This window comes from Colwellia piezophila ATCC BAA-637 (genome assembly GCF_000378625.1).
Lineage (GTDB): Bacteria > Pseudomonadota > Gammaproteobacteria > Enterobacterales > Alteromonadaceae > Colwellia > Colwellia piezophila.
This window is the reverse complement of record NZ_KB905165.1, coordinates 319,246-345,769: the sequence shown is the minus strand read 5'-3', so window position 1 is coordinate 345,769 and position 26,524 is coordinate 319,246. Positions and strand designations below refer to the sequence as shown.

Here is a 26,524-nt window from a genome sequence, read left to right as displayed (position 1 = left end):
AGTTAGAAGGTTTATACCACTAAGGGGTCAACGCCCCTGATGGCTTATGTTCTTTATTGATTACACACCTTCTGGTCTGGATCGGTCTTAGTTAATAAACCCCTTAATAAAATGGAGATGTCGCCGGATATGGGATCGATGATATATACCGTGCCGGTAACACGATCTGTTCCTAATAGGTAATCTGCACCTGGGTCCATTTTTAACGAAGCAAGCATTTCATATTTGGTATCTACTTTGTTTTCACCGTCTGTAACGGCCAAATCAATGAGTACCTTTTCAACTTTCAACGTTTGCTCTGTGCGAAGGTTTGATAGGTCGAACTGATAGATTTTCTGGCTGCCTGGTGTATTGTCAACAATGTAGGCTTTTTGTCGTTTGTCATCAATGGCTATCGAATGGCCTTCGTTGATCACAAGTACATCGTTGTTTTCATCTTTTAAAAACACCTCACTCCAAGAAGTATCTTCGTTGTAAGAGATGTTTTCACTTGGCAATGGCTGTTGCAACTGCATCTTTCTCAAATTCATTGCCCCCATTGGCTTGCTAGGTAGCGTACCAACCCCAGACTTGTTCCAATGAGTGTTATTATTTACCATATCCAAGGATAAAAGCCACTCATCAATGTTGACGTCAACGCCGCCATTTTCGTCTGTCACTTCATCTTTATAGGTGATAATATCTAGCGATATACCATTATTATAAGGGCCTGAATTCGTCGGGGCTTGCTCTTCACGAGCTGCTCTACCAGAAGCGTCACTCGGTGCTGCTCTAACCCTTGAAATGACTTCTTTACCGTCTTGTGAAACTGTTTCATACTGCAAAGTACAAACAAAACATTGGCCCCTGCCAGGCTTCCTACCTTGAGCGGTCATATAGAAAAATCGGCCGGTGTAATCAAATTGGCCGGAGGTTGCAGACCATGGGGTATGACTAGCAGCATCTTCCTTGAAGGCGCTTACTTGTCGGCTGTCTTGGGGGCCGGCATTTAATAGCTCTTCATTCCAATACATTAAGTTGATACCGGCTTTAACGAAAACGCCGCCAAGATCTGCTCGAGCATGATTAAATTGAATAATAGTGGATGGGTGTTTCTTAGTACCCTCTTCATTTTTCTTACTATTGTTATGGGTTGATTTTGGCACGCTGGCACAAACAGGTGGGTTAATGGCATCTAAATTGTATTTCCAAATGATATTATTTATGCCTCCTTTACCCTCAGCATCGGCGTCAGGTGATGTTGAGTCGATCATATATAGCAAGCCATTGTTCGGGTTGATGGAAACGTCTCGAAGATGACTTAACATGGCCGTACTGCCAGTAGGGAATGATACGATGTCTGCCAAGCTGTGTTCAATATTAACCTTTAATGGCTCGCTGACACTGCTTACTTCAACATTGGAGGGTGTTGTATACTTAAGGTTTGCAGTAGCCACAATTTGGAACATATTCACTCTTGGACCATCAATTTCTGTTCCTGGTTCTAACACCACATCATTAAAACTAAAGTCAAAAACGTCACTATTACTGGTGGGCAGAATATTACTACTTAATTCAACATTGTCACCATTTTCGTCAGTAAGTTCAGCAATAACAATATTTGCTAGTGATGTCCAAGTCGTGCCGCCATCGATAGACCTTTGCAATGTTGCGCTTACTGGCTGTAATACATCGGGTTTATCGACAGTACCTTGCCCCTCACCACGGGTAAAATCTTTCATCTCTTGGGTGATGGTAAACTGACCACGAATAACTTTATCACTATCACGAGTGGCACTATTTAAGGTGGGAAATAACAAAGTAGGTTCTACAGCTGGCACATAATCCCAAGCATGGGTAGTGGCACTAAAGTTGGTTTCATACTTAGGTAGCGTTTCGTCTCCCAACCAACCCTCACCGACTTTAACGGTAAAAGCATAAGCAGCATCAAAGGCAGGGTCGCTTGCGTCGATCGCGTTATTTATTAACGTAGGAATACGTACCTTAAGTTGTTCGCCATTACGAAGACAAATAACGCCTGCGCTACCGCAGGAAGCCATAACCGACTCGTTGCCAGATAAAGTGACAAATTCACCGTCATCTATTGCATACGCTAACTCAAATTCAGTGCTTTTGCTGATTTGCACTGGCATTCTGGTATTGTGACCCGTAAATGACAGCATGGTTTCAACAGTTTTACCCGGCGTAACGTTTTTCATATCGTCACCGGCAAATTTATTACGCGGCGTCTCTGGAAGTGGATCTCTGTCAACGGTGGACACGACTATTTCAGTCGGGTCGCCAGCGACGTTTATTATGGCCTGAAAGGCTTTATTCCAATAACCCTCTGTATCACCTAAGTTAAATTGAATGGCTAAAGCAGAAAATTGAGCAATATCTACCCCGTGTTCTTTAGAGTAACCGGCGTATTCGCTTGCTGTTCCCAATTTTTCACCATAGGCATCTGTGGTGTAAATACTTCTCAGCGAAATGATGTCAAGTGGATCAACGTCTGTTGGCTCAATAACAGCAACTTCTTGTAACGTGATGCCATATTTATATTCATAAGAATACGGATCCGGTTGCTCTGCACACGTTTTTTCTGGGTCAACTTTATAAGAGTCATTTTCGTTACATATTGCAATGGCCCCAGAAGCACTACATGCCTCTTTATCCAGCAAATTTACTTTCGAGCTATTTCTCACTTCGCAGCTTGCTCTTTGGTTGGCTAGTTGGGTGAGTAGCGGTACAATTGCCGGGTCCAATTTTGTGCCGGTAATATCGATAACGCTTGTCACTGAAGCATTCACCGTAGCGTTTAAGCCGATGCCGGTAATTGCCTGGGTATTAAATACATGTTGAAAGTCTGCAATCACCCCTGATCTAAGCGCGTAGAGTTCAGTTGTTTCATTACCTTGTTCATCAATCAGTACTCTTACTTGCGTTATTGCGTTAAAATTTTGTAAGGTCACGGGATCTACGGTTGATTCTGAGCCCATTTTAATGCCCGGGTTATCTAAACCACTCTCACTGCCACAAGCGCTAAGTAGAATAATTGAGGTGTACAAGCCGATTTTAACCAGGTTGTTAAATTTATTTTTCATAATATTTCTGTTCCTTTTCAAATAGCTGAGGCTAAAACTGTTGGCTGAAACCAAGTACGTAACTGGCACCCGAGTCGTTATACGAACTGGTGAGCATATGAGTGGTCTCTTTATCGCCAACATACTTTCTGCTAACTTCATCTAACACGTTAGTTGCCTGTAAAAATATGCGTGTTTGCTTATATTTGTAGCTCATCGATAAATCTAAAGTCGCGAATTCGTCATTCCATGTCGGTAAATAAACCCCGACTGGTGAATAATATGCTTCGTTAAAATTGGCGTTTTCCTTAGGTTCAAAATAAATTAAGTCGTCACTGGCTGTTGCCGGACCAGCATAAGATTCATCTCGGTAGTTGTAGGCTGCCCGAAAGTTAAAGCCGGCTTTATCGTAGAAAAGAACAAAATTAAAACTATTGCTAGAAAGGTTAGGCACAGGTAGTTTACTGCCATCTAGGTCACTTAAACCGGATGACTGCGATGAGTCAGTGTAGGTATAATTTGCTGACACACCGAAACCATTTAAAAAACCGGGCAGATAGCTAAAGGTATGATTGCCCCCTATTTCAATACCATTTATGGTGCCATCACCGCCATTAACGGGTTGAGTAATGACAATAACTGGATTTTCTTTGGTACCATCGCCAGGTATAGTGTAAGTGGAATCTTCCAGGAAGTTTGATAACTCTTTTCTGTAAACGGCAACCGATACCATGTTAACGTCATCAATGTACCATTCCCATGAGCTATCATAATTCCAGGCAGTTTGTGCCTCTAAATAGGGATTACCTATCCTGGCACTTGACGCAGTCGGACTGACGAACTGTGACGGTGACATTTTTCTCTGGTTAGCTCGTGACATAGTTTTAGATGCCGCAAACCTAAGGAACATATTGTCTTGCAGCGCAAAATTAATATTGGCTGACGGTAATATATTGGTATAGCTGTTTTTAATTTCAATCGGATTAATTTCATAGATAGTTTCACCCGCCTCATCTTTTGCAACTTCACCATCGTAAAACACTTGGCTTTGTGCCCCCAGTGAAGTTGTCTGGGTTTTAACATAACGTACACCGATGTTACCGGTATAGGGTAGTTCAAAGACGACATTTTCAAAATTGGTTTTCAGGTAGAAAGCGGTGGTTTCTTCTTCAATAAGGTAGGCGTATCTTTCATTAAAATGGTTAAGCTCGCCTGAAGGCAGCGTGTAGGTTATTGCCAGCTCTTCAGTATTATTTGGATTGTTGGGATCAACCAAACGAGGCGCCGAGTTTGTATAACATGCATCTAATCCCTCAATACAGTTTCCTTCTCGCCCAGGGAACAAATCAGTTACCATCTGGCCTAGCTCTTTATGATTCATATCGAAGGTAACCCAGTTTGGTACATTAACATTGGTAGTACTGTTAGGGAAGAAGGGTTCTGTTGTGGTTAGATGCTGGCTTATGTAATTTTCTGGGCCGCCGTTTTCGGCCATAACGGTATCAACCCAGTCAAAATTGGGCCGGTCTTGATTACTACCGCTGTAGAGTGGATTAGCCTGAGTAGAAAAATCTTGATCGGTTTCTCGCCAACGCCAACTCGTAATGGCATGTCTCACAAAGCTCGGCGTAACTTGTGTTTTCCATTCCGCGCGATTTGTTGCGTTTTTTCCTAGGCGTGCGCCAAACTCAATTGAGGTAAAAATGTCATTGTCTAGAGACCAATCAAAATCAACATTGAGTGATTCAACTTTATTCTCACTTTCATTGTAGCTGGGTGACATAGTATTTAGAGAATAAAGTTGGGATGCCATAAACGCATCGGCCACCCTACTTTCATTATCCTCAGCTGACAGCCCATCTTCTAATGCATATAAAGAAAAATCAGGTAACGTTGAGCCTGTAGCAAAATTAACATGGGTAAAAGTTTCATTCGCTAGCTTCTCTAAATTTTCACCATCTTCATCTTCAATATCGGTATTGCTCAGGTTAGAGTAATAGTTAAGCGCAACCTCATCGGTTTTAGTCTTACTGGTCGAGGTAGACCAAGCCATTTCCATGCTAAGATCGTCAGTAATAAAATAATTAAAACCCAAGGTATTGGTAATAACGTCTTGTTCTATTTCACCGGTTTTAAAATCTAATTTAGATTGATCTTTTGCCGCGTCGAAGGTACCGGCTTGCAATATATAACGATCAATGCTGCCACCCGCGGGTACTTGCGTAAAACAGCTGGCGGCTGTATTTCCGTCATCGTTTAGATCTTGACAAGTTCTTTCGTATTCACTACCGGTGGGTGCTCTGGAGAATACTGGTAAAAATACCGGTGCATCATTGTAGGCTGACTCACGCTGATTGTGAGATAAAATGGGGTTTTTATCAAAAACAATTCTCATGCCACGAGACGTTCTATCTTCTACTTTCTTTGAGGCCGTACTTGAAAAGCTAAAATCTAAACTATCATTTACCTGCCACTGCAATTCTAGATTGGCACTGTCTTTTTGTGTATCAAAATAAGATTGTTTTAGTCCTAAGTTTAATGGGCTATATAAATTAAAGCTGCGCTGGGCATCGTCCTGAAAAATACTTTTACCGTCTATTTGGCTCTGTGAAGCTAAGCCCCAATTAGAGCCAAAATTATGACTGGAATTTATGGTGTTGTTGGTACTCAGGTTGACAATCACCCCGAATTGACCGTAATCGTTCAAATCAAATTTTGTTGCACCTAAGATAGATACTTTATGACCATAATCGTCAGCCATAGAGTCTTTAGTACCTCTGACATCAAGGTTAAGCATATTGTCTTTCATGTCTAGAGGCTTACGAGTTTTTAAACGTACCGTGGCACCTAATGCACCTTCAATCATGTCTGCTGTTGGCGATTTAATGACTTCTACACCACTAAATAACGCCGAGTCGAGGCTGCTGAGATCATTACTGCGGCTTTCACCTGAGCCGGCCATAGTCTGACCGTTTATCTCAACTCTGTTATCACTTAAACCACGTACTGCAAAACCCGATCCTGCACCCGTATCGTCTCGGCCAATTTGCACACCAGTAATACGTTGTAATGCTTCTGCCATATTGTTATCAGGCAATTGACCGATATCTTCAGCAGAGATAGCATCTAGAATTTGGTTTGCATACCTTTTAGCAGCTGCAGCTTCGCGTAATGAGTTTAGTGTGCCGGTAACGGAGATGACTTCTACTGCATCTTCGGTTTTGGCTTCGTTAGTTTTTTGTGTTTTTTCTTCTGCTGTTTCTTGTGCTGTTTCTTGTGCTTGAACTGCCATAAATGGCAATGGCATCAAAAGTGCCGCAGTTAACAGCTGTAGCTGTATGCTTTTTGTTATCTTATTTTTTTTATACATTAACTTTCTGCTCCTGTAAAAATGTTTAAACTGTGCGAAATATCTAATACTATTTTTATTGTTAATTAAGTAACTTATTTAATGCTTAAACGGCTTAATTTTATGAGTATTATTTTAGTTCTATGTATACAGAGTGTTTAAGGGGATAATTACCCTTAAATTTATTTATTTAATTAGCTTATTTTTTTGGCAGCGATGAATGATGTACTTTTTTTAGTAACCCTGAACATAGCACGTGAGAAGTTAATTCAAATTCACTCGGGCGTACCACCCTATGTATTTATATTAACCAATAAGGTTTGAACATATTGTTACAACAATGTAAACGCTATTTATTTGGTAATTGAGCAAGCATCTAAAAAATGGACTATGCCATTAAGCAATAGGGATTATACCCATTGGTATTACTGGCAAAAGCAAAGTAAAACAAACAAAAATGCCAGTCAAACTTACTGACTGGCATTTCATTTAGGCTATTTTTATTCAATATTTACCAGTTGAACTATTTAGCTTTTACTTTTCTGCGTAAGCCGATAAAACCAGCTAATAACAACATCATGTTAATACCAAAGCTACCACCGCTCTTGCTGTCAGTTTCAGCTTCTTCACCTGCAACTCCAGTCTCAGTTAAGTCTACTTCCACAGTTTTAGTGAGCACTTTGGTGCCATTTTCATTACTGGTTGTAACTTTAAACATCAAGGTGCCAGCAACATTAACCGCAGTAAAGCTTGCTACCGCTTCTTCAGCTCCACTAAGTATTACAATTTCACCGCTTATTTGTGTCCAACTATATCGAGTAAAATCATCTAAACCCGTTACGCTTGCTGTCAAAGAGACGGTGCCTTCACTTGAGGCGAAAGTTGCGTCCAGTATTGCTATAGCTACTACTTTGACGTTAATCGTTTTCACTGTCGCATTAACACCATCACTAACACTTAAGGTAAAGGTCAGTGTTTCGTCAGCTGCGACTTCAGGCGCGGTAAACGTCAAGGTATCACTATCGACACCCGACATGACAACCGTCTGACCAGCCGTTTGTGTCCAAATATAGGTTTGCACGTCACCATCAATATCCACTGCTCTGGCATTGAGGTTAACCTGAGTGTTTTCGTTGACAGATTTTAGTTCATTTAACGATACATTTGGCGCTGAGTTAACATCAACAATTACCGCTGGGTCAACTATAACACCGTTGGTTTCACCATCATCATCATTGGCACCACCATCTACTATTGCTAATTTGACACAATCGTTACCTTGCACTAATCCTGTTTGCCAAACATCGGATGTTGCTGCCGGACATTCACCCTGCGCATCTTTCATTGCTGACATAATGGCATTACCATTGTTGATATCAAAAGCGATTAACGAGCCATCCTTTTTAAGTTTACGATATTCAGTCTTCGCGGTAAGTGCCATAGGTAGTGGCAATATCATATTCGCCGTCGCTCCTGCTCTCACGCCGGTAATTTTAAAATCAATTAACGGCATCAAGAAGCTTTTCACTTCGGCTAAAGATTGTTCAAGCTGTATTTGCTTCTCATCCGATAAATCCGATATTTCAAGTACACTAATGAAGTTCTCGCGAGTCACCTCAATTGCGATATCATCTGACATACCCGACTCAAGAGATTTGAGCGTGTTACCAATACTAATAGATAAACCATCGTCAACCGAAACTATTAGAGCATTGTCACCACTACCAATTTTTTGCTCATTACTCATTAAGTTTGCATCATCAAGGTAATCGGCAATACCGTCACCATCAACGTCACCAAAGCCTTCATCGGCATCAGAAATTCCATCACCGTCACTGTCAGCAATTGATCCATCGTCGTTAGTATCCGCTAACACGGGTAACGCTTCAGCAATCGTAAAGGCTGATGTTTGTGTAACACTGTATTCTTCTTCAGTGAATAACTCAGTAACAACCACAACAAGCTCATGCTCACCTGCGCCTAATATCGCCGCATCAATATTGATGACTTCCGCTGGGTTGTTCATGTCGTTATGCGTATTTAAGATTTCGACGCCATCTAAATTCACCACTACCGTATGTTCAGTGTTCATATCAACATCGGTAATATTGATAGCAATAGCTGCATCGCTTGTTGTTTGGTCAATTAAAGTAACCTCTTGACCAGCCTTCAATAGCGCGACATCAATCGCCGGCGGGGTATTTTCTTCGGCATAAATCACCGTAGTTGCGTTCGCTAGAATAGCCGCGTTTCTGTCAGTACCTTCGGTAAAGACTATACGGTAATCACCACGCGACTGAGCAGGAAGGACAAGGTTAATCGTTTCGCCTTGCTCAAGGGTCAATAAACCTTCTTTAATATTAACGGGCTGTGCTTCAACCGTTTCCAATAAGTAAGTAAGCGTTACTGGATATGATACCGGCGCACCAGATAGGTCTAGGTTAAAAACTATCTCTTCATTAGCTAAAACAAACACCTTCTCTGGAATAGAAACACTTGGGGTTATATGTATTAAGGCATCAAATGAAACCTCAGAGCCAACCGTATTGATAAGCTGCACAGTTACAGTATGAGCACCTGAGCGTTTACTAGTATCTCCCACAATACTGTCTACCGTCACACCATTAACATTAGCCGCTGATAAAGCATCGTTAACAAAGCTAACAACACTTGGGCCAATATCAGTTTCAATAGCCGAAGCATCAATACTGATGGCACTGTCTATTTGGGCTAACAACGCAGTTTCAATTACTGAAATGGCATCGAGAATATCTACACCATCACTATCAATATCATCGGCAATACCATCTCTATCAAGATCATCTGCTTGTGAAACAGCTGTATAGGGATCAGCATCATTTTCATTTAATACGCCATCACCATCGATATCGGGATCAGCATTATCGCCAATACCGTCACCATCTGTATCTACAGTTTCTAATGGGTCTTGTGGAAAAGCATCGTCCACATCAGGGACGCCGTCACCATCAGTATCCTTTAAAGAAATAATAACGGTTCGTGTCGCTTGTGCTTCATTCCCTGCAGTATCAGTGGCAGTGTAGGTTAATACGTAACTGGCAATGACATTAGTATCAACCGTACCTGTCACGCTAACGACAACAGCACCATCAATAGCATCATTAGCACTGTAACCTGGCTCAGTATAATTTGACCCCTCTTCCAGAAACAGCGGGTTATCACCTGCCAGCATAATTATCGGCGCAACTTCATCACCAGCAGTAACAATGATAGTTCGTGTCACTTGTGCTTCATTCCCAGCAGTATCCGTGGCAGTGTAAGTTAAGACGTAACTGGCAGCAACATTAGTATCAACCGTACCTGTCACGCTAACGGCAACATCTCCATCAACAGTATCAATAGCACTGTAACCTGGGTCAGTATAGGTTTGACCTTTTTGTATCGAAAAGGGGTCTAAGCCAATTAACGAAATGACCGGAGCGTCAACATCTATGAGGGCATTAACCGTCACTTCTCGTGTCACCGTTACCGCTGCGTTATTTGCTGCATCTTTTACGTTATACGTTAAAGTGTAAGTGCCTGCTACTGAAGTATTCACCGAGCCAGTAAGTATAATGTTACCGGTGATCTCACCATCAACATTATCGTTTGCGGTAGCACCTGCGTCGTTGTATAAATCACCAAACGTTAAGGTGATTGCTGCATCGCCTAGTAAACTAATCGTTGGTATTGTGGTATCACCTGCAGCGCCAGTAACGGTTACAGTCGCTGTTGCAGTGACTGAACCAGCAGTAAAGGTTACTGTGGTATCACCTACTGGAAAAGTACCACCAGTAATAGTTGCGCCATTATGCGTTACTGTTTCATCGGTATGACCTGTATAACCAAAGGCTTCGGCATAGAAAGCTGTTAAGCTGGCATCGTCGAATGGGAGGCCACCAGCGGTAGTTGCTGGTAACTCAATATCAGCCGGTGCATAAACCTGAGTGTTGCCACCGAAACGCATATAATCAAAGTAAATCTGACCATGCATCCATATTCCTTTTTCGGCAAATTGTATACTAGTATATACATCGCCGGGTAATGTGCCAGAATCAAGTGTCAATGTCACTTCATTGTAGTCAGCGCTTTTATATACATGGCCATCGCCTTGTTTATTTTGCCAGTCACCGTTAGTTTGAAAAGGGAACCAATCTTGGGTACCGCCCCTTGTTATGTCGGCTCCACCAGCATCTGTACCATTCACGTACCATTGCGCTCTCATTTGATGATCTCTGGAGCTTTGTTCATTATTTTCAGGTTTGTAACGATAGAAAATTTTGTGATCGGTATTAAAACCAGTTTGGTTGCCGTCAAACGCTACTGAAAACTTCCAATTCGTTTTCGCTGCTGGATCACTTGTATTGTTTAATAACAATTCGCCATTGACGACGGTTAGTGATACGTCGGCATGATTTTTATCATCAGTAACACCGTTCATATTATTGAATTCGTCGGCATTTGCCACTGTACTGCATCCGAGCAAAGCAAGTAAAACTGCAGATTTTATTATGTTGTTATTCATGTAATCCCCATTTAAATACATCTGTTTATTGTTTATTTGTTGTGGCCCTATAATATTCAGTTGTTGTGGCCATTGAATATTTATTATGTAGCAGCTAATTACGCTAGCAGAGGTTTAATGCCCCCTAAAACACATCTGGGTATAATGCATACAACCTAGACATGGTGAATTTACACAAGTTAATAAGGTAGACTGACTAACATGTAAAAAACCCTTAAATTAATTTCCACTATTTGCAACTATGCCAAATTAACAAACGTCACAGAGATAAAGTTTTATGCTGGTACTAATACCCATAAAAATGATAAAACTCGTTAAATTGCAACATAAAGGTCAATAATCGAGTAGGTGAATCATGCCGATTGCTCGCTAATATAAACAGTGAAATTATCTCATTATCTTACATTGATAACCCCATGATGAAATTGACCGATAATGTCTTTTGATTTTTTTCAATTGGTGTAACTATATTGTGTCGTTACTGAAATGGTGAAATAACAGAGGATTAATACCAGTTTCACTAAGTTTGCTTGTTGTGTATAGGAAAAACAAATAAGCATCTTGAAGTGTGATGGGTATTGGGATTGAGAGCAACGCGGACATGGCGTATTTAAACCAGCACAAGTGAGCAATAATTTAATGAAATTGGTATAAGTATCCTATGGTGGTGATTTACTAATGGAGAAACATAAATTACCAATCGTAGAAACAAAAAAACATCAATCATTATAATTGATGTTTTCTCACATAAAACAATGTTGAATTATTAAGATTGTTTTTTCAATCGTCGTGATACTAAACCCATAATTCCTAATGCAAAAATAGCAAAGGTAGAAGGCTCTGGTACATCTTGAGGGGTGGTTCGAACGAGTGCGTGGGATAGCGATGTTTCGGAATCATCACTTATCGTATTATGACCATTGTGGTAATCCTCTATAAACATCCCTTTAGCTGAGTTTTTGTTTTCAGCTGACATTTGTCCCAAACACCCTGTATTATCACACTTTTTACCTAAACGTTGTAAATATTTATCGCCTGCTAGCCAGTTAACAATGAAATGCACACGTACACCGTCTTCATATAAATATTGTTTGTGCCTTGGTAACCCCATACCACGGTCGGAAAACCAAAATACCGCAGTATTTTCAAACAGGTCATTTTATTCCAATTGGCCGAGAATTTGTTTTAGCTTTAAGTGCTTCTATCGTTGTGATTTTTTCATATGCACTTGTACATTTTTACCTTTAAACTTTCTATTCTTGGACTTTCTATTCCTGAACATTGCCAAGCCTAAAAGTGATAAGACTGATATAAATTCAAAACTGCCACCGCTTTTAGCTGGTGAAGGTTGGCTAACGTCAGCGTTGTCACCTATACCGTCGCCATCACTGTCTTTTGACTCTGATACATCCGCTGGGAAAGCATCTCCATTATCACCAACACCGTCGCCATCACTGTCTTTTGACTCTGTTGCATCCGCGGGGAATGCATCTCCATTATCACCAACACCGTCACCATCACTGTCTTTTGACTCTGTTGCATCCGCGGGGAATGCATCGGCATTATCACCAACACTATCACCGTCAGTATCTAGCCATTCTGCTTGGTCATTAGGAAATGCATCTTTGCCATTACAATAGGTATCACCATCGGTATCTAATGTTTCATCAGCATCATTGGGACAAGCATCTTCGTTATCGCCAACACTATCACCGTCAGTATCTAACCATTCTGAACTGTCATTAGGAAATGCATCTTTGCCATTACAATAACCATCATTATCGTCATCAAGTGTTTCTGTTGCATCATTGGGACAAGCGTCAGTGTTATCACCTACACCATCTTCATCAGTATCTAGCCATTCTGAACTGTCATTAGGAAATGCATCGTCGTCGTTAGCTACACCATCACCATCAGTGTCATCTGAAGGGCTAAGCTTTCTGGTGATTTTTGCTTCAAACCCGTGAAAAATATCATCTATGTCATCCGTATTTACCAAGATAAAGTCTGCGCCGTTAGGGCCGTTATTGTTCATCACAGCATCAGATAACGTTACTGTGATAGTTTTCCATTTATTGTCACCATCACCTTTAGCTGCATGGGCTGTTTTGATGTTATCTTGACCTGCATCATACCTTAGCTCCCACGTTGAACCGGCGTTTTTATCAAGCCAGATCAATTCCAAGGTGATGACATCGGGTTGACCTACAGTTTCTGAAAAAACGTGCTCATGGAACTTAAAATACATGGTATCTTTGTCATTTGCTGTATCAAAAGAGCGGGCAAACCGGTCGTAGATTGAATTGTTTTCATTAAGTAAGCCCTGAGCATCAGCATTCAATCTGAAAAGCCCTATGGACGTTCCGTCAGGATCGATTTGCTCTATCCAACGCTCAAAATTGCCATCATGAATATCCCAACCCGCATCATTATAGCCGGTTTGATCTTCACGTTGATAAACTTGTCCTTTAGTCGCACCATAAAGGTCATCACACTGAGCACCTCGCGCGGCGTAAACAGAGTCGTTACAAATATCTTGATATCTTTGTTGATCACTTCTTTTCGCTTTACTATTAATGCCATACTCACTAGGAGGAAACTTTACAGCATCTGCTGAATTTAACCCTTCATGAAAAATTGAATATGCGCCTTTTGTCGTTGACGGATAGATTTCAGGAGCATAACGATTAAAGAATTCAAGCGATGGTATAATTTCTGGATAGTCGGTTAATGCATCAATCGCACTCTTTGTGACATCAAAAACAGACAAGCCTGTATTTAAGCCACTTAATACGCCCCAGTAAAACCCTAAGGGCTTATTGATTAAATAAAGAGGTCTGGTGTGACTCTGGTCCATTTCGGAACGAGAAAACAAAGGTAATGTTGTCGGGTTTACTAAATTATCGTACCATTTGTTTTTTAAATATCCTTCTCCTGTAAGATGATGACCACGCACGTAGGCACTGCCTTTTATACCGAAACCGCTTCCTACATTTTTACTGACCCATCTCCATGCTGCACGTTGTTCGTCCTTATCGGCATCGATATTATTGAACAATAGCGGTATCCCGAGACCTGAATCTACGAACTTTTCTTTATGGTGTTGAAAGGCCGCTATTCTGAAACTCTGCCAATCAGTGTCTTTAATAGCTATTTTGTAGGGACTGTTCTGAAGATAAACACCATGCGATGGCGTTTCATCCCCTGTAGCACCTGTCTTAACTTGTAAAAAAGCAATTTTTTCACGAAGTTCCGGCTCTAAAGATGCGATATGAGTAGCCAGATTGGTGATCATATCGTTGTAATGCGTGATGTAATCTTCATGATAGTAGTAAGGAAAATCTCCGTCCCAACCATGACCTCCAAAATCTGTCAGCATTTTAGGCACGGTATTATATACCCAATCAGGGCAATCAGGTCCGGCGTTTACAGACAAATAGGCATATAAACCGTTATCATAAGCAAATTGAATTTCTTGATCCAACTGTGTCCAATCATAAACACCGTTTACAGGCTCTATATCAGACCAGTCATAACCGAGTTGCAAACCTTTGAAAAGGTGTAAATATTTATCATCAGTTAAACTAATAGCGGATCTGTCCCATACACCGTAAGCATCAAGTGGTAATGCTGAAGGCACTTGTTCATTCGCCTCAATAGAGAACGATATTGCTGTTAAGGCGATCATTGTTTTGGCAATCAATTTTACATTCGATGATGCATTCACTAATGCATTGATAAGTCTGCTACCAACTGCCCGTGGCCATCCCATCTTTCCTTTTGAAGTAAATAATTCGATTAAAATCTCGTTACTTTTCATTATAAATTTCCCGTTGAAGGCGTACCGACTTTTATTGTTGTAAGAGTATATTTAGCGTTATGTATTAGACGCTACTAGGGCAAATAAACCCTTAATTCATTTAACAGGGACGGAGTTTAAGGGGTCAAGTTGCTTGACGAATAATACTGTTAATTAAGTCACTCATCTTGTATTTTAAACTCTTGTTTTCGTTCTTTTTCTCTCTTGTTGAGATAATCGGAGACATCCAACCATTACATTTAAAGACGTTTTCAAATTCAATGTCCGAAATGCCGTATACTGGTTCGGATGAACGTCGTTTTCATAGCAGAACTTCATGTCAGTACCATGCTGTTGGATCATATTAATTGCCTGTGGTACAGCCACCACACCATATGTATTTATTGTAAAAAGATTATTGTTAGTGCTGTTAATAAGTAGTGATGCATATCTGCTCACTTCCTTAGCGAATATTCCACTAAATTCGCCTAACTCATTATTTGAGTTGTTTTATCGTCTACTAATCCCCTTGCCTATTGAGCTCAACCAAATGAAATAAGGTATTATGCCCCGATTGATAAACTAACTTAAGATCGGCGCCGGACAAACTTTGATTTAACATCGCCTTGTTTAGCTTAATTTCTTTACTACGCCATTTACCCGTGTCCTGGTTTTGTACGGTAACACTTCGTACAGTTACGGTTTGCAGCTTGTTACCTGCTTGTTGATAATCGAGCGACCATTGGCCTTTACCGCGATCTAAGTACACTATTCTTACGGTGACATCTTTGGGTGTATTAGGCTGGGCGAAAAAATCTTGATGTAGGGCAAAACTCATTTGCCCTTCGCCATTGTTCAACTTAAAGGCGCGGGCAAATCTGCCATATATTTGCTCTGCTGGCCCTTGATGCCAGTAGCCCATTGAGGTTTGTTCTGGGTTTAATTGCGTTAAAAATCGTGCATAGTTACCAGCAGGAATGTTCCAACCAACATCGTTATACCCTTTACGTTTACGGTTAACCATACCTTCGCCCATTGCCGCCTTGATATCTGATTGCACAGCCCCTTGTGCGGCAAATTTTTCGGCTATTTTTTGGTAACGTTCTTTGCGCTTTTTCTTAGCTATACCAAAACGCGACTCGGGAAACGTTTTAGTATCACCAGCATCTAAACCTTGGCGTAAAGCAGCGAATGCATATTGCGCTGTGGCGGGTTGGCGTTGTCCGGCATAACGGTTAAAGAAAATAAACGCTGCTTGGTTTTCTGGTTTGGTTAATTGCTCGCTTGGCACATTCCATAAATCTATACCGGTATGGGTAGCAAAAATAGCAGACCAATAAAGCGCCTCTGGAATATTTTGCTTAGACCAGCCCATCACACTCAGCTCTTTGTCCATTTCTCCGCGAGCAAAAATGTACGTTCCTGCCGCCTGCGCTTTTTCATTAATGCGCTGCCACTCTTTGATACGCGCATTATTTTCACTTACGTGGTAACCATGGGAAAACATGCCTTGTTTTACCCCCATTGGCATTAGGTTGTCGAACAACCACTTTTCATTATTTTTTAAGGTATGGCCATCAATATTGACCACAATAGGTAGGGAGAAATGCTTGTTATAGTGTGCCCAAGTTTCAACGCGAAATTCGTCAAACTCGTCACGGGTCATCAAATATTTTTTCTCGAGTGGCTTGCCTTTATAGCCCCAGCCATCACCGGTTGACCCTTCGGCGCTTTGGATAAAAATGATGCGTTCTTGCAGTTCTTTTGGCAGGCTATTTACATAAGCGCCAAACTCTTTAATTAAGTTAAAAAATAATTTTTTATACACAGGTGAGAAATAATAAGGAGCAGCTGTTTGGTTAGTTTTATGGCCTAAGGCATTAACCTGCCGATCAGTCTCTACCTTAGGCACACCTTCATCATAAATCCACTCGGGCGCCAGAGGACCCACCCAAAGCATGATATGCACATAGAAGTCATTTTTGATTGCGGCTTTGAGCTTTTCACCTAATTGTTCATCCCATTGATACTCGCCTTTACGCGGTTCAACATTTTTCCAATGCATAATAACAGCCGAGCCTTTGATATTAGGCGCGTTGTCTTTATTAATTTTATGAACCTTCCAGTTGGCCCAGCTATATACCCCCCAAACATCAGGTCGCGGTAGATCGGCTACGGGCGCAGCTAAGACTGCTTGGTAACTAAATAAAAATAAAACACCTATTATTATATTTTTCATATTTTTTGAGCTCTGGTTAATTCTGGTTAATAGCAAAGTGCGAGAACTTATCGAACGCTAAAATATTCGCTGCGCCGCGAATATTTCAGCATAAGTTTATTCAAGGGAGATCTTATTGACGATCTACGCGGTGAACAGATTGCAGTTTTTGGTACGCTGGGCCAGTGGGCTCTTTAAGGTAATGCGGCCACTCAACCTTTGGATGCGCTTGTTCAAACGTTAAGCCCAGTTTATCTTTGTTGCGGGCGCGATAGCTTTGACACTCAGGGCTTACACAAAAACGTCCCCACATTTCGATAACTTCACGTACTGCAGCGTCTGATTGTGGGTATGCACCTTTGTCATCAACTTCTGCGATCCAGTCTAATAATGCTTGACGATGCTCTTTTAACTGCGCTTGGTAGGCAGAATTATCGGCTAAATTTACCAGTTGGTCACGGTCGTTAACTAGGTCGTATAGCTCTTCTGCCGGACGGTTAACCGCGCCAAAAAATTTCAAGGCTGGATGAGCGTTTGGATCTTTAGCATGTGCTCGGTATTCAATCATTACCGGGCGAGCATCACGGTAGTTAGCCTGTAAATGGGGGCGCTCTGGGTAAAAATTACGGATGTAGCGGAACTCTTTTGAGCGTACCGAGCGCACTCGGTCAAAGGTAAAGTCCATTTTGTCTTTAGCGGAGATGACATACTTATGACCGCTAAAGTTATCGGCGAATAAGTTTTTACCATCATAATAATCAGGAATAGCGATGCCCGATAGCGCCAGAGAGGTAGCAGGGATGTCTAAACCACTGATCAGTTCATCACGTTTTTTACCTAAACGTTGTAAATATTTCTCACCTGCTGGCCAGTTAACAATGAAAGGCACACGTACGCCGTCTTCATATAAATATTGTTTGTGCCTTGGTAACCCCATACCGTGGTCCGCAAACCAAAATACCGCGGTGTTTTCAAGCAGGCCGTTTTCTTGCAATTTACCGAGAATTTGTTTTAGCTCTATGTCAGAGGCTATTTGAGTTTCGTAATGTAACGCCCAGTCATTACGGTAAGTGTCAGTATCAGGATAATAGGCAGGAAGTTTCATTTTACTGCGGTCGACTTTTTCAAGGCCAAATGTAGGGAGTGCTTTAGCACCCCACTTGCCACCTTTTAGCTGGATTTGGCCAAAAAATGGTTTGTTTTTTAATTCTTTTGCCCAATCGAAGTTTTCACCGTCCATGCCGCCATCCCAACCAACTACCGGTCCCGGGTGCTCGGAATATAAGGTAGAACGATCATATTTAAAGTTATAGTCATCTTTACCAATATTAAAGGTGGCGAAACCTGCCTCTTTAAATAATTCAGGTACGGTTTTATAACCTTCAGGTAAAAATATTGAGGCACGGGTACTGCGTGACGAACGATGTTGATGGGTACCTAATGCCGCTTGATGTTTTCCGGTAATTATCGCCGAGCGAGTTGCTGAACATACTGGCGCAGGCATTATGGTATTATTAAAAAGTACACCGCTTTTAGCAAAACTTGCTATGTTTGGTGTAGCAACAGTAAAATCACCATAAGCATTATTCCAGCCATTTTGATCTTCCATGTAAATCCACAAAATATTGGTGGGTTTAGGTGGCATGTCGAGGGAATTCAATGATGCGTTTTGCTTTTCAGTTGAAGCAAAACTGCCCAGACTTATCAAGCTCGCTAAAAGCGGAATGATGATTTCTTTCATAAAATAAAATCCTTGGTAATAAATATATTTTGCAATTAGGTATTAGACGCTACAGGGGTAAATACCCCCTAAATTATTTCAATTCAATATTGGATAGTCTACGTAAAACCATAGATAACTAGTTATCGTCCTGAAACCACTTCAGTTAATACTAAATGACAGTGTCTTGGCTAAGCTTAATACTTTGGATTGATTTGAAATGTGCGCGGTATAGATTCAACTTCTCTCAAGAAAGATTCATAAAGTGCTGTATGCTTTTCCTGATCACTGCCATATTCACCAACCACCATGCGCATCTGTGTTCTACGTCCACTGCCGGCGGCCATGTCTGCACCGAACAGGGATAAATAGAGGCTGCGATGGGCTGCAATACTGTCGGTTTCTGCATTTCCCTGATAGGTGGCACCCACGGCATATACGTCTTCAGGGCGTCCCATTAGTACAACATCAAGCTCACCTTTACTAAAAAATGCCATCGGCATTGCATAACGTCGTCCAATCGCCATCCTCCAGAAAAAACGGCCTTTTTGATGACGGCCATCAGTGAGTAAATGGGCTCCAGCTTCGTCTCTTGGAAAAACGGCCACACACCATGAATCATAGGTTGATCTACAATACGTATTTGTTCTGGCAGCATAGGTCCGGGTTGCTTTCTAAATTCTTTGTCGGCTACATAGGCACCTGAGATAAATCCGTTAGCAAGGTAAGCAGAAAGCAAAACTTCAAAACCATTGTAATGAGTAAGGGGTTCAACCGCTAAATCCATATCAATAATATTGGGTTGCTTAAAAGTAAAACGAACAGTAACTTTTGCTTGCCGCCTTATTGTCGGCGAATAAGTAAGGGTCACACCGTCTTTCTCTTTCTTTACTGTCGGACTTTCCGCTCGTAGCTCGGTCAAATAGCCGCCACTGATCAATACACGGAAGAAGTTCAGAAAACCGACATGCTTCATCTTCTCGTTATCGGGGCTCACCAGTGTATTTGTCGGAGTATGATACATTTCACTAAAATGATGCCGAGCATATCGTTTTATATCCGAATCAAATTCGACAACGCCAGAGAGTTCTTTAAGCTTGATATCCATCTTTGGCTTAGATTCATCCCATCTCACTGTTGTTGCACCTTCTTCGGCATACGTCTGTGCCGAAAAAAGCAGCATAAGTAAAATACAAATATTTTTAATTGATTGTGTGCTCATATTAATTCTGCTTTCGTTATTTATAAAGACTTTATTAGGAGACTGCCCCCTTAATATATAACTTGAGCCCCCAACAACGACTAAAGCTGAACAATTGGTGCTCCTAAATTAATACCTAAATACATTTCAATACTTTCATCTGTTAATCCACCCTCATATTAACGTTACAAGCAAAAAAACTGGCACTGTAGTCAATCAGCACCCGATTTCAGGCAAAATTTAAATTACATAATCCTTATTTTTTAATGATTTAGGCTAGGAGCCTGTCCGACCAAACAGATTGATTTCAGTAATTTTCCATTCTCGTTTATCTTCTTTATTTGTTATCTTAATAAATTTGGCCTGGTGTCCTAATGCCTGAGTAGAACGAAAGTCTTTTAGATTCTTATCTCTTTTAAGTACGGTCCAATCTTTACCATCCATCGACAAGGAAATTTGATAATTACTTGAGTTACTAAACGCTTTGTTCCACTTAAAAAAATCGATATAAATTTCTGTTAAGAAAACCGCTGCTGGTAGTTCCACGGTAATAGCATCACCTGCCATTCTGTTAACAGACGAAGAGAACATTGCCTTTGTACCATCATGAAGATTTTTCAGCGGTTTACCCTGACTCGCTTTAAAGTTCGAGCTAACTTTCCACAGGTCTTTATTATCAATTTCTTGATTAAAGGCTAATGCTAACTCTTTTTGCGTCCACATAGCTGTCCGTTGTGGCGAAAGTTTATTGATGTTTGCTAGCTCTTCAGCTGTCACCATACTGGCCAAATTACCAAATTTATTGCGAATATAGGTCAACACATTGGCCACATACTCAGCACCGTTAGAAGCAATCGATGGCATCATCACGCCAGCGTATGACTTACCGTCTATTTCACCGGTTAACCCTTTAGTCACAAGATTAGTCAATAAAGTAGTATTACCAGTAACTCTAGGGTTATTGTGAAAAGAGGGGGCAATTAAATCCTTACCCATGGCAGTGCCCTTACCATCGTCTCCATGACAATTAGCACAATTTTCTTTAAAGGCGTGTTCACCTGCTATCATCGCTTTGGCAAATTCCTTATTGCCAGCAGCCAGTTGTTCGAGTCTTAATTTTTTAGCGGCTCTTTGGTTTATTGATGTTTCAATGGCTTTAAAACCCTTTGACTTAGGATGATTTTCTTTAACAGTACTCAATATTTGTTGACGGTTTTGTGTTTTCAGGTAATAGGCTGATAGCAGCGCTTGTTGTGCTACTTCGATATCTTTACTGTTAGCAAGTTTAGCCCAATGCGCTGCAATATCTTTATCTGCAATTAATTGTTCAGATACTCTGATCGCTTGCACTTTAAGTTGATTGTCGTTGTCGTCAAACAGTTTTATCAATAACGATTTATCAACAATACCAAGACCTTCTAAGGTCCAGAGGGCGTGAATTCTGGCATCAGAATTTTGGTTTTCTAAGACAATACTTTTCAACGCTGGCACCACCGATTGATCACCGCTAAGCACAATGAGTTTTTGTGCTTCAAGGCGCCACCAGCGATTTTTGTGGCTTAAATGCTTAACCAGTTGCGCGGGTGTTTCGTTAAACATCTTAGGTAATGAATACAGCGGTACCCCTTCTTTAAATATCCGGTACAGGCGCCCACGACCAATCACTTTATCGAAGCCGTATTGATCGATGACTCCGCGTAAGTAAGAGCCTTTTTGAGTCCAGTTACTCTCTTGGATAATGCCGCGGTACATATCTAAAATCATTAATGAACCGTCCGGTGCAGTATCTGTCCATACCGGTCTGAAATTAGCATCACTTGATACGACAAATTCTTTTCGCTGAGCTTGGTAGGGATTGCTAATAACCGTGTGGCCTTCACTACGGACTACCTTAGATCGGCGGATCAAATTTCCAACAGGCTCAGCGATAATATAGTCACCTTCCATATCATCAAAAAGACCACCAACATAAATTGATTGGCCACCGCCGCCGGTAAAGTGGTTTAAGGTATTATCTGCTCGAAGCATTTTCACCCCACCCTGGACGTCGGGTGTGGTGCTAATGGGGAACACTTCTCTATAACCTTCAGCCTGTTCGCCAGCAATGTTAACTGAGCCATAAACAACGGGCGCTTGAAAACCAAAAACAGGGTTTTGTGCACCTGCAGCGGAAAAATAATGACGTCCTGCCTTGTCGTGAGCCAAGCCCCACTGCCCGCCTGCAGCATGTATATTCTGTGTCTGAACTTTGCCATCAACATACTTGTAACGTTGTTTGCTACGGGCAACATACATCCAGTTATCAAGGGAATAGATAAGTCCACTGGGTTGGTGCTCAAGGTTGCCCCCCTGTTTGCCACCTTGGTATACGGTCTCACGCTTATCGGCAACGCCGTCACCATCGCTGTCGGTCAGTAATAACAGATCTTTGGTATTAGTTTCACGAATTAGAATACGGCCATCGTCGAGGGTGGAAATCATCCGGGGTAATAATAAATTATCGGCAAAGATAGTATAGCTTTCAAATAGTCCATCACCATCCTTGTCTTCTAGCCTTTTAATTCGGCTGATACTTTTAAAAGTACCGGTACCCTCGGCATCTTGCATATAAGTGAGCATTTCGGCGACATAAATGCGGCCATTGCCATCAAACGCCATAGTAACAGGCTCTTCGATTAAAGGCTCGGCTGCGACAATTTCCATACGGTAACCGTCTTGCAATATCATCGTTTTCAGGCTGTCTTCTGCTGACATGGGCAAGATTTTATTGTGTAGCTCTGCATCAAACTCGGGCTGAACCTTTTTAGCTGAGACAGGTAACGTCACTAATACTGAGATGAGCGAAAATGTGGCTAGCTTTTTTGTTAAAGTAATTGGCATTTTTTAACCTTATGTTCTTGAATATAACTAGATTACTATTAATAAATGAGTATATATACCCATGGTATATACTCATGGTATAGAGTAATAAAATAACGTATTAAACGGCATTATCATCAATGATGGTTACCGTTCAACGATCATTTTTTAAACGTTCTTACTGTAGCATTTGTAGCCGTGGGAAAGTCAGTCGGTATCGCCTGGGTTACTTTTCCGGTTGCTGCCCATTGGGCACCGCGTTGCAACGTGGTGATAAAACCAACACTACTCGTTGCCAATTCATCATGACCTAAGGTGGTGTGGAAAATACGGCCTTTACCATAGTTAATCACCATAAGCATGGGTTCTTGTTTGCCTTTTTTACAATTCGCGGTTGCTAGTATCGTCAAGTTTTCTGCAGGGCCACGTAACTTGCCGTAACATTCATCTTTTGTATGCATCCACTTTGCAGGTAAGCCTGACAAAATAGGATGGTCGTTGCGTTTAACCAGCGGTAGCTCAAACGGTTTACCGTGGCCGCCGGCCTTGCCTTTACTTTTATCGCGAATCAATTCGCCTGCATCGTTATAATAAAGATGCGGGCCATTTTTTTCAGTGCGGCCGCCCCAACCTCCAACGCCAATCATCTTGTTATATTCCAGCCAATTAGGAAAAGCATTATTGGCTGCATGCACACTGACAAAACCGCCACCATTTTTCATATACTGTTCAAATGCTTGTTTAGTGGCCGCGGGCCACTCGGCAGTTTTCCAGCCAAAATTAGAAATAACGACATCATAATCTGAAAAATTTGGCGAAAAAGTTTTGTCTTGCTCAGGACTTTTAACATTAAATTGTGCTTTACCACTATGCATAGCATAGTAATCAGGATGTTTGTGGCCTCGCCAGGTTGGCTTAGTGCGGTAAACATCAACCTCAAATAGCTCAGTTTCTTCAAGATAATTTTTCATCATTACTGTCGATTTTGGCCAGATCCTATGATTATTCTGTCCATCGATGATCAAGGCTGACAAAGCCGGTTTAGCGGCTAAACTGTTCCCCGCCATAGACAAGGTACAGAACATTAAGGTTGTTAAAATATTAAGCTTTTTCAAATAAATTATCCTTTTTTCCTAACTGATTTCTCAGTGTAGATTATTAGCAATACTGGTTCAGTCTATTGATTGATCAAATTCTCACGTTGTTCCTGTTTTCCTGAGATTACCTTGGGCTCACCTACTTCTTGAGCGTGCGCAGAAATTTGCAATAATTTATCTGCACAAAAATATTAGCAACAAAGCTAACACCTTAGTTATTGTTTTTTTTAAGAGAGTACCTTTTGGTAATCAATTAGTGCTAACTATTGTTGTTTATTCATTTAATAGAGTGTCTAGGCAAATAAAACCCTAATAAAAATTTAAAACTTCGCCTCAATTAAGCTAAGTATTGATCGCTGCAACTTAAGTTTTACCGACATAAAATGAGCTCAGGTTGGCTGGTAATATTTGTATTAAGTTATTCCTGTTCGCTGGTCACTAACCTAACATAAGCCGCATTCCGATAAGGGGTTACTGTTTTATCGCCCTGTCTAAAATCTAAGGTAATTGCGCCTTCTCCTAAAAAATGATAAAACCCTGTTAGGGTCTGACGGCTTTCAGCTGTCCAATAGTCGCTACGTTGTGTGTACGGGAAAAAGTCAATATCTATGATCGGCTCGCCCACAGGAGGGGTATGGTTGAATAAAGTGCTGAGTTCTTTAGCTGTAGGCAGTCGCCATTGGCTTAGCCCACACGTTTTTTCTAGCCTAGCTCGTCGAATTAAGTCTTGGCTATCACAATGAAAGTTGTTAAAACTGCAAGTGCCCTTATCTTCAACACCTAGGCCTTGTCCGTTAGACCAGGAGTAAGTCCAATTACCATGGTGAATACCTTCGTTGTTATCTTTATTTTCCCAAATCAAGCCGGTATTTTCATCTAAAATACAAGACCAAGGTCCAGCCCAATTAGCAATAGCCACCCCGCTAGCATTAAGCTTTACCCATTGACTCACTGTCGCGTTTGGTTTGATTTGATTTACCTTGTATGCCGCCATGATTATGGCGACGATAAACATCAGTAATATAATCATCCTGAGGAACATGGTCAACTTCCTAGTTAAACTTTAATTGCAAGGGTCTTGCATGGCGAGTATGAGCCGTTTGACTATGATCAAAAGCGGCAAACCAAAGACAAACATTTTCTTGCAGTGGGACGTCGTACTGAGATCCTGTTACTAATTTTCGGCTAAGTTCAAGGGTCCATTGGCCATCGTGCCATCGTGCGAATGCCCTAACATCGGCGCGGTCGCCCTCGAAACTGTTAGTCGCATAAAGCACCGATGGCAAGGTAGCGCCAATAGCAAAAGAGTCGTATTCCGCTTTATAGGGTTTTATGTCATCCCAATCAAGGAAGGGCAATAATTTATCAGCGGGTAAATGATTGCCCGTTGTTTTCAGTACCAAAGTATCTAACGGGATGCGCTTAGGCACAATTCCATTAGGTTTATACCACTGCCAATTCATTAAATAGGCACCCGATAGCTTGGGATCTGTTTGATAACCTGCGGCATAACGACGTTTGCCAGCACGAACCTTGACCGGGGCACCGATAAAATTATCATCCATTATCATCATGTTATTGGTACGAACAGCCTTCCATTGCCATAAATCAACAATGCTTTGGTCAGTGGTATTTTTATCCGAGGTATAGTGATAGCCTTTGCCATGCCAATTTGGCGGTTTGTCGGCTAAAGGTTTAGGGCCTAAGTGCGCAGTACCTGCAGCAGCAAAATCGCAGTTATTTGAAATAATTATAGCAAATTTGTCTTCGTAGTATGTTTTCTCATCAAACTGATAAAAACCATTCTCGAGCACTAGCCAGCCTGCTTTAGTTTTCTGAATGGGCAGGTGGTTAAGGCTCTCACTTGTATCGTCCCAACTGATATTAAAAAAAGCGTCAATGCCATTTTGCAGCACTTTAACCCGTACATCCGTACTGCCATTGTTAAAATTGGCTCCGCCAAAAGTATGTATAACTTGCGGCTTAATAGTTGCCCAAATTTTTTCATTAGCATAGCCGTCAATGTTAATGTATTGCGATAGTTCCACCTGATGCACTATTAATGCTTGCGGTGCTTTTTTAGCGAGCAATAAAAATAACGCGCTACCCAATAGTAAGCTGCCGAAAATAAAGGTGATATTAGCAAAACGTGCTTGCTTCGATGCAATAAAAATTGTAGAAAATATCTCAATACCATATTGCACAAAATAACTGCCAGCGTGCAAAGGTATATAAACTAGCAAAACAAGCGCGGCCACATAATGGCTATTGAGTACAAAACCTGTCGGTATCATTCCCTGATAAAAAAAACTACCCAGATAAAGAAAGCAACCACTCAATAATAATAAGCACAGACATGTATAGCCTAATAAGATGATTAATTTATGATATTTGCTTTGGGTACCAACACGCTTTGAGCTCGTTAAGAAACGCTGGCGATACAAACGGTAAAAACCATATGTCAATGCCAAGGTTAATAAAGTTACCCCCATACTGAAATGCAATGAATGTAAACTTCCTTGCGGGAGAAAGCCAGACCACAACAACACTTCGGGTCGGTGAACCGCAGCAATACGAAAACCGGTCAGTAAATTAATGACGACGAGTAGCATCAATAGGGTATGCATAAATACCCAAGAAAGATTCAGTCTCATTTGTTACCGCTTCTATTGTAGA

Annotated in this window: 13 protein-coding genes; all 13 read right to left on the bottom strand. The window is 41.2% G+C overall.

The features are described from left to right. Positions 1–53: 53 nt before the first annotated feature. The 13 genes from F580_RS0112020 to F580_RS0111960 all read right to left on the bottom strand — a co-directional run bounded on the left by F580_RS0112020 (position 54) and on the right by F580_RS0111960 (position 26,502). Complete coding sequence (locus F580_RS0112020; RefSeq protein WP_019027984.1) at positions 54–3,083, bottom strand: hypothetical protein; 3,030 nt, start codon at positions 3,081–3,083, stop codon at positions 54–56. 31 nt (positions 3,084–3,114) lie between these two features. Further along, positions 3,115–6,432, bottom strand: coding sequence for a TonB-dependent receptor (locus tag F580_RS0112015; protein ID WP_019027983.1), 3,318 nt, complete (start codon positions 6,430–6,432; stop codon positions 3,115–3,117). A gap of 502 nt (positions 6,433–6,934) precedes the next feature. After that, positions 6,935–10,954, bottom strand: a complete 4,020-nt coding sequence (locus F580_RS0112010) for an immunoglobulin-like domain-containing protein (protein ID WP_019027982.1) — start codon at positions 10,952–10,954, stop codon at positions 6,935–6,937. Between the two features lie 766 nt (positions 10,955–11,720). After that, positions 11,721–12,065: a PEP-CTERM sorting domain-containing protein gene (locus tag F580_RS26885; protein WP_019027981.1), complete on the bottom strand. Its 345-nt coding sequence runs from the start codon at positions 12,063–12,065 to the stop codon at positions 11,721–11,723. Between the two features lie 90 nt (positions 12,066–12,155). Next, complete coding sequence (locus F580_RS24425; protein ID WP_019027980.1) at positions 12,156–14,774, bottom strand: beta-galactosidase; 2,619 nt, start codon at positions 14,772–14,774, stop codon at positions 12,156–12,158. A 499-nt stretch (positions 14,775–15,273) separates the two neighbouring features. Then, positions 15,274–16,992 (bottom strand): hypothetical protein, encoded by a 1,719-nt coding sequence (locus F580_RS0111995; RefSeq protein ID WP_019027979.1) that lies wholly within the window; start codon positions 16,990–16,992, stop codon positions 15,274–15,276. 112 nt (positions 16,993–17,104) lie between these two features. Further along, a complete protein-coding gene (locus F580_RS0111990; protein ID WP_019027978.1) occupies positions 17,105–18,712 on the bottom strand; it encodes a sulfatase family protein in 1,608 nt (535 codons plus the stop codon). Positions 18,713–18,888: 176 nt separating this feature from the next. Next, on the bottom strand, positions 18,889–19,188 hold the full coding sequence (locus tag F580_RS0111985; RefSeq protein WP_019027977.1) for a hypothetical protein: 300 nt from the start codon (positions 19,186–19,188) through the stop codon (positions 18,889–18,891). Beyond that, on the bottom strand, positions 19,149–19,913 hold the full coding sequence (locus tag F580_RS0111980) for a hypothetical protein (RefSeq protein WP_019027976.1): 765 nt from the start codon (positions 19,911–19,913) through the stop codon (positions 19,149–19,151). The genes F580_RS0111985 and F580_RS0111980 overlap by 40 nt, the downstream gene beginning before the upstream one ends. A 255-nt stretch (positions 19,914–20,168) precedes the next feature. Beyond that, a complete protein-coding gene (locus F580_RS0111975; protein ID WP_019027975.1) occupies positions 20,169–22,772 on the bottom strand; it encodes a DUF7133 domain-containing protein in 2,604 nt (867 codons plus the stop codon). A 140-nt stretch (positions 22,773–22,912) separates the two neighbouring features. Further along, positions 22,913–23,866, bottom strand: coding sequence for a ThuA domain-containing protein (locus F580_RS0111970; protein WP_019027974.1), 954 nt, complete (start codon positions 23,864–23,866; stop codon positions 22,913–22,915). 400 nt (positions 23,867–24,266) lie between these two features. After that, entirely contained in the window at positions 24,267–24,890 is a 624-nt protein-coding gene (locus F580_RS0111965) for an Lcl C-terminal domain-containing protein (protein ID WP_040357177.1), read from the bottom strand. Positions 24,891–24,900: 10 nt separating this feature from the next. Then, the gene (locus F580_RS0111960) at positions 24,901–26,502 is read right to left on the bottom strand and encodes an ethylbenzene dehydrogenase-related protein (RefSeq protein WP_026301406.1); all 1,602 of its coding nucleotides are present in this window, start codon (positions 26,500–26,502) and stop codon (positions 24,901–24,903) included. Positions 26,503–26,524: the final 22 nt, after the last annotated feature.

Coding starts and splice junctions, on each gene's coding strand:
- F580_RS0111965 (WP_040357177.1), bottom strand. CDS start 24,890: ATGTTCCTCAGGATGATTATATTACTGATGTTTATCGTCGCCATAATC.
- F580_RS0111995 (WP_019027979.1), bottom strand. CDS start 16,992: ATGAAAAATATAATAATAGGTGTTTTATTTTTATTTAGTTACCAAGCA.
- F580_RS0111975 (WP_019027975.1), bottom strand. CDS start 22,772: ATGCCAATTACTTTAACAAAAAAGCTAGCCACATTTTCGCTCATCTCA.
- F580_RS0112010 (WP_019027982.1), bottom strand. CDS start 10,954: ATGAATAACAACATAATAAAATCTGCAGTTTTACTTGCTTTGCTCGGA.
- F580_RS0111985 (WP_019027977.1), bottom strand. CDS start 19,188: ATGGCATTTTTTAGTAAAGGTGAGCTTGATGTTGTACTAATGGGACGC.
- F580_RS24425 (WP_019027980.1), bottom strand. CDS start 14,774: ATGAAAAGTAACGAGATTTTAATCGAATTATTTACTTCAAAAGGAAAG.
- F580_RS26885 (WP_019027981.1), bottom strand. CDS start 12,065: ATGGGGTTACCAAGGCACAAACAATATTTATATGAAGACGGTGTACGT.
- F580_RS0111960 (WP_026301406.1), bottom strand. CDS start 26,502: ATGAGACTGAATCTTTCTTGGGTATTTATGCATACCCTATTGATGCTA.
- F580_RS0111980 (WP_019027976.1), bottom strand. CDS start 19,913: ATGAGCACACAATCAATTAAAAATATTTGTATTTTACTTATGCTGCTT.
- F580_RS0111990 (WP_019027978.1), bottom strand. CDS start 18,712: ATGAAAGAAATCATCATTCCGCTTTTAGCGAGCTTGATAAGTCTGGGC.
- F580_RS0112015 (WP_019027983.1), bottom strand. CDS start 6,432: ATGTATAAAAAAAATAAGATAACAAAAAGCATACAGCTACAGCTGTTA.
- F580_RS0112020 (WP_019027984.1), bottom strand. CDS start 3,083: ATGAAAAATAAATTTAACAACCTGGTTAAAATCGGCTTGTACACCTCA.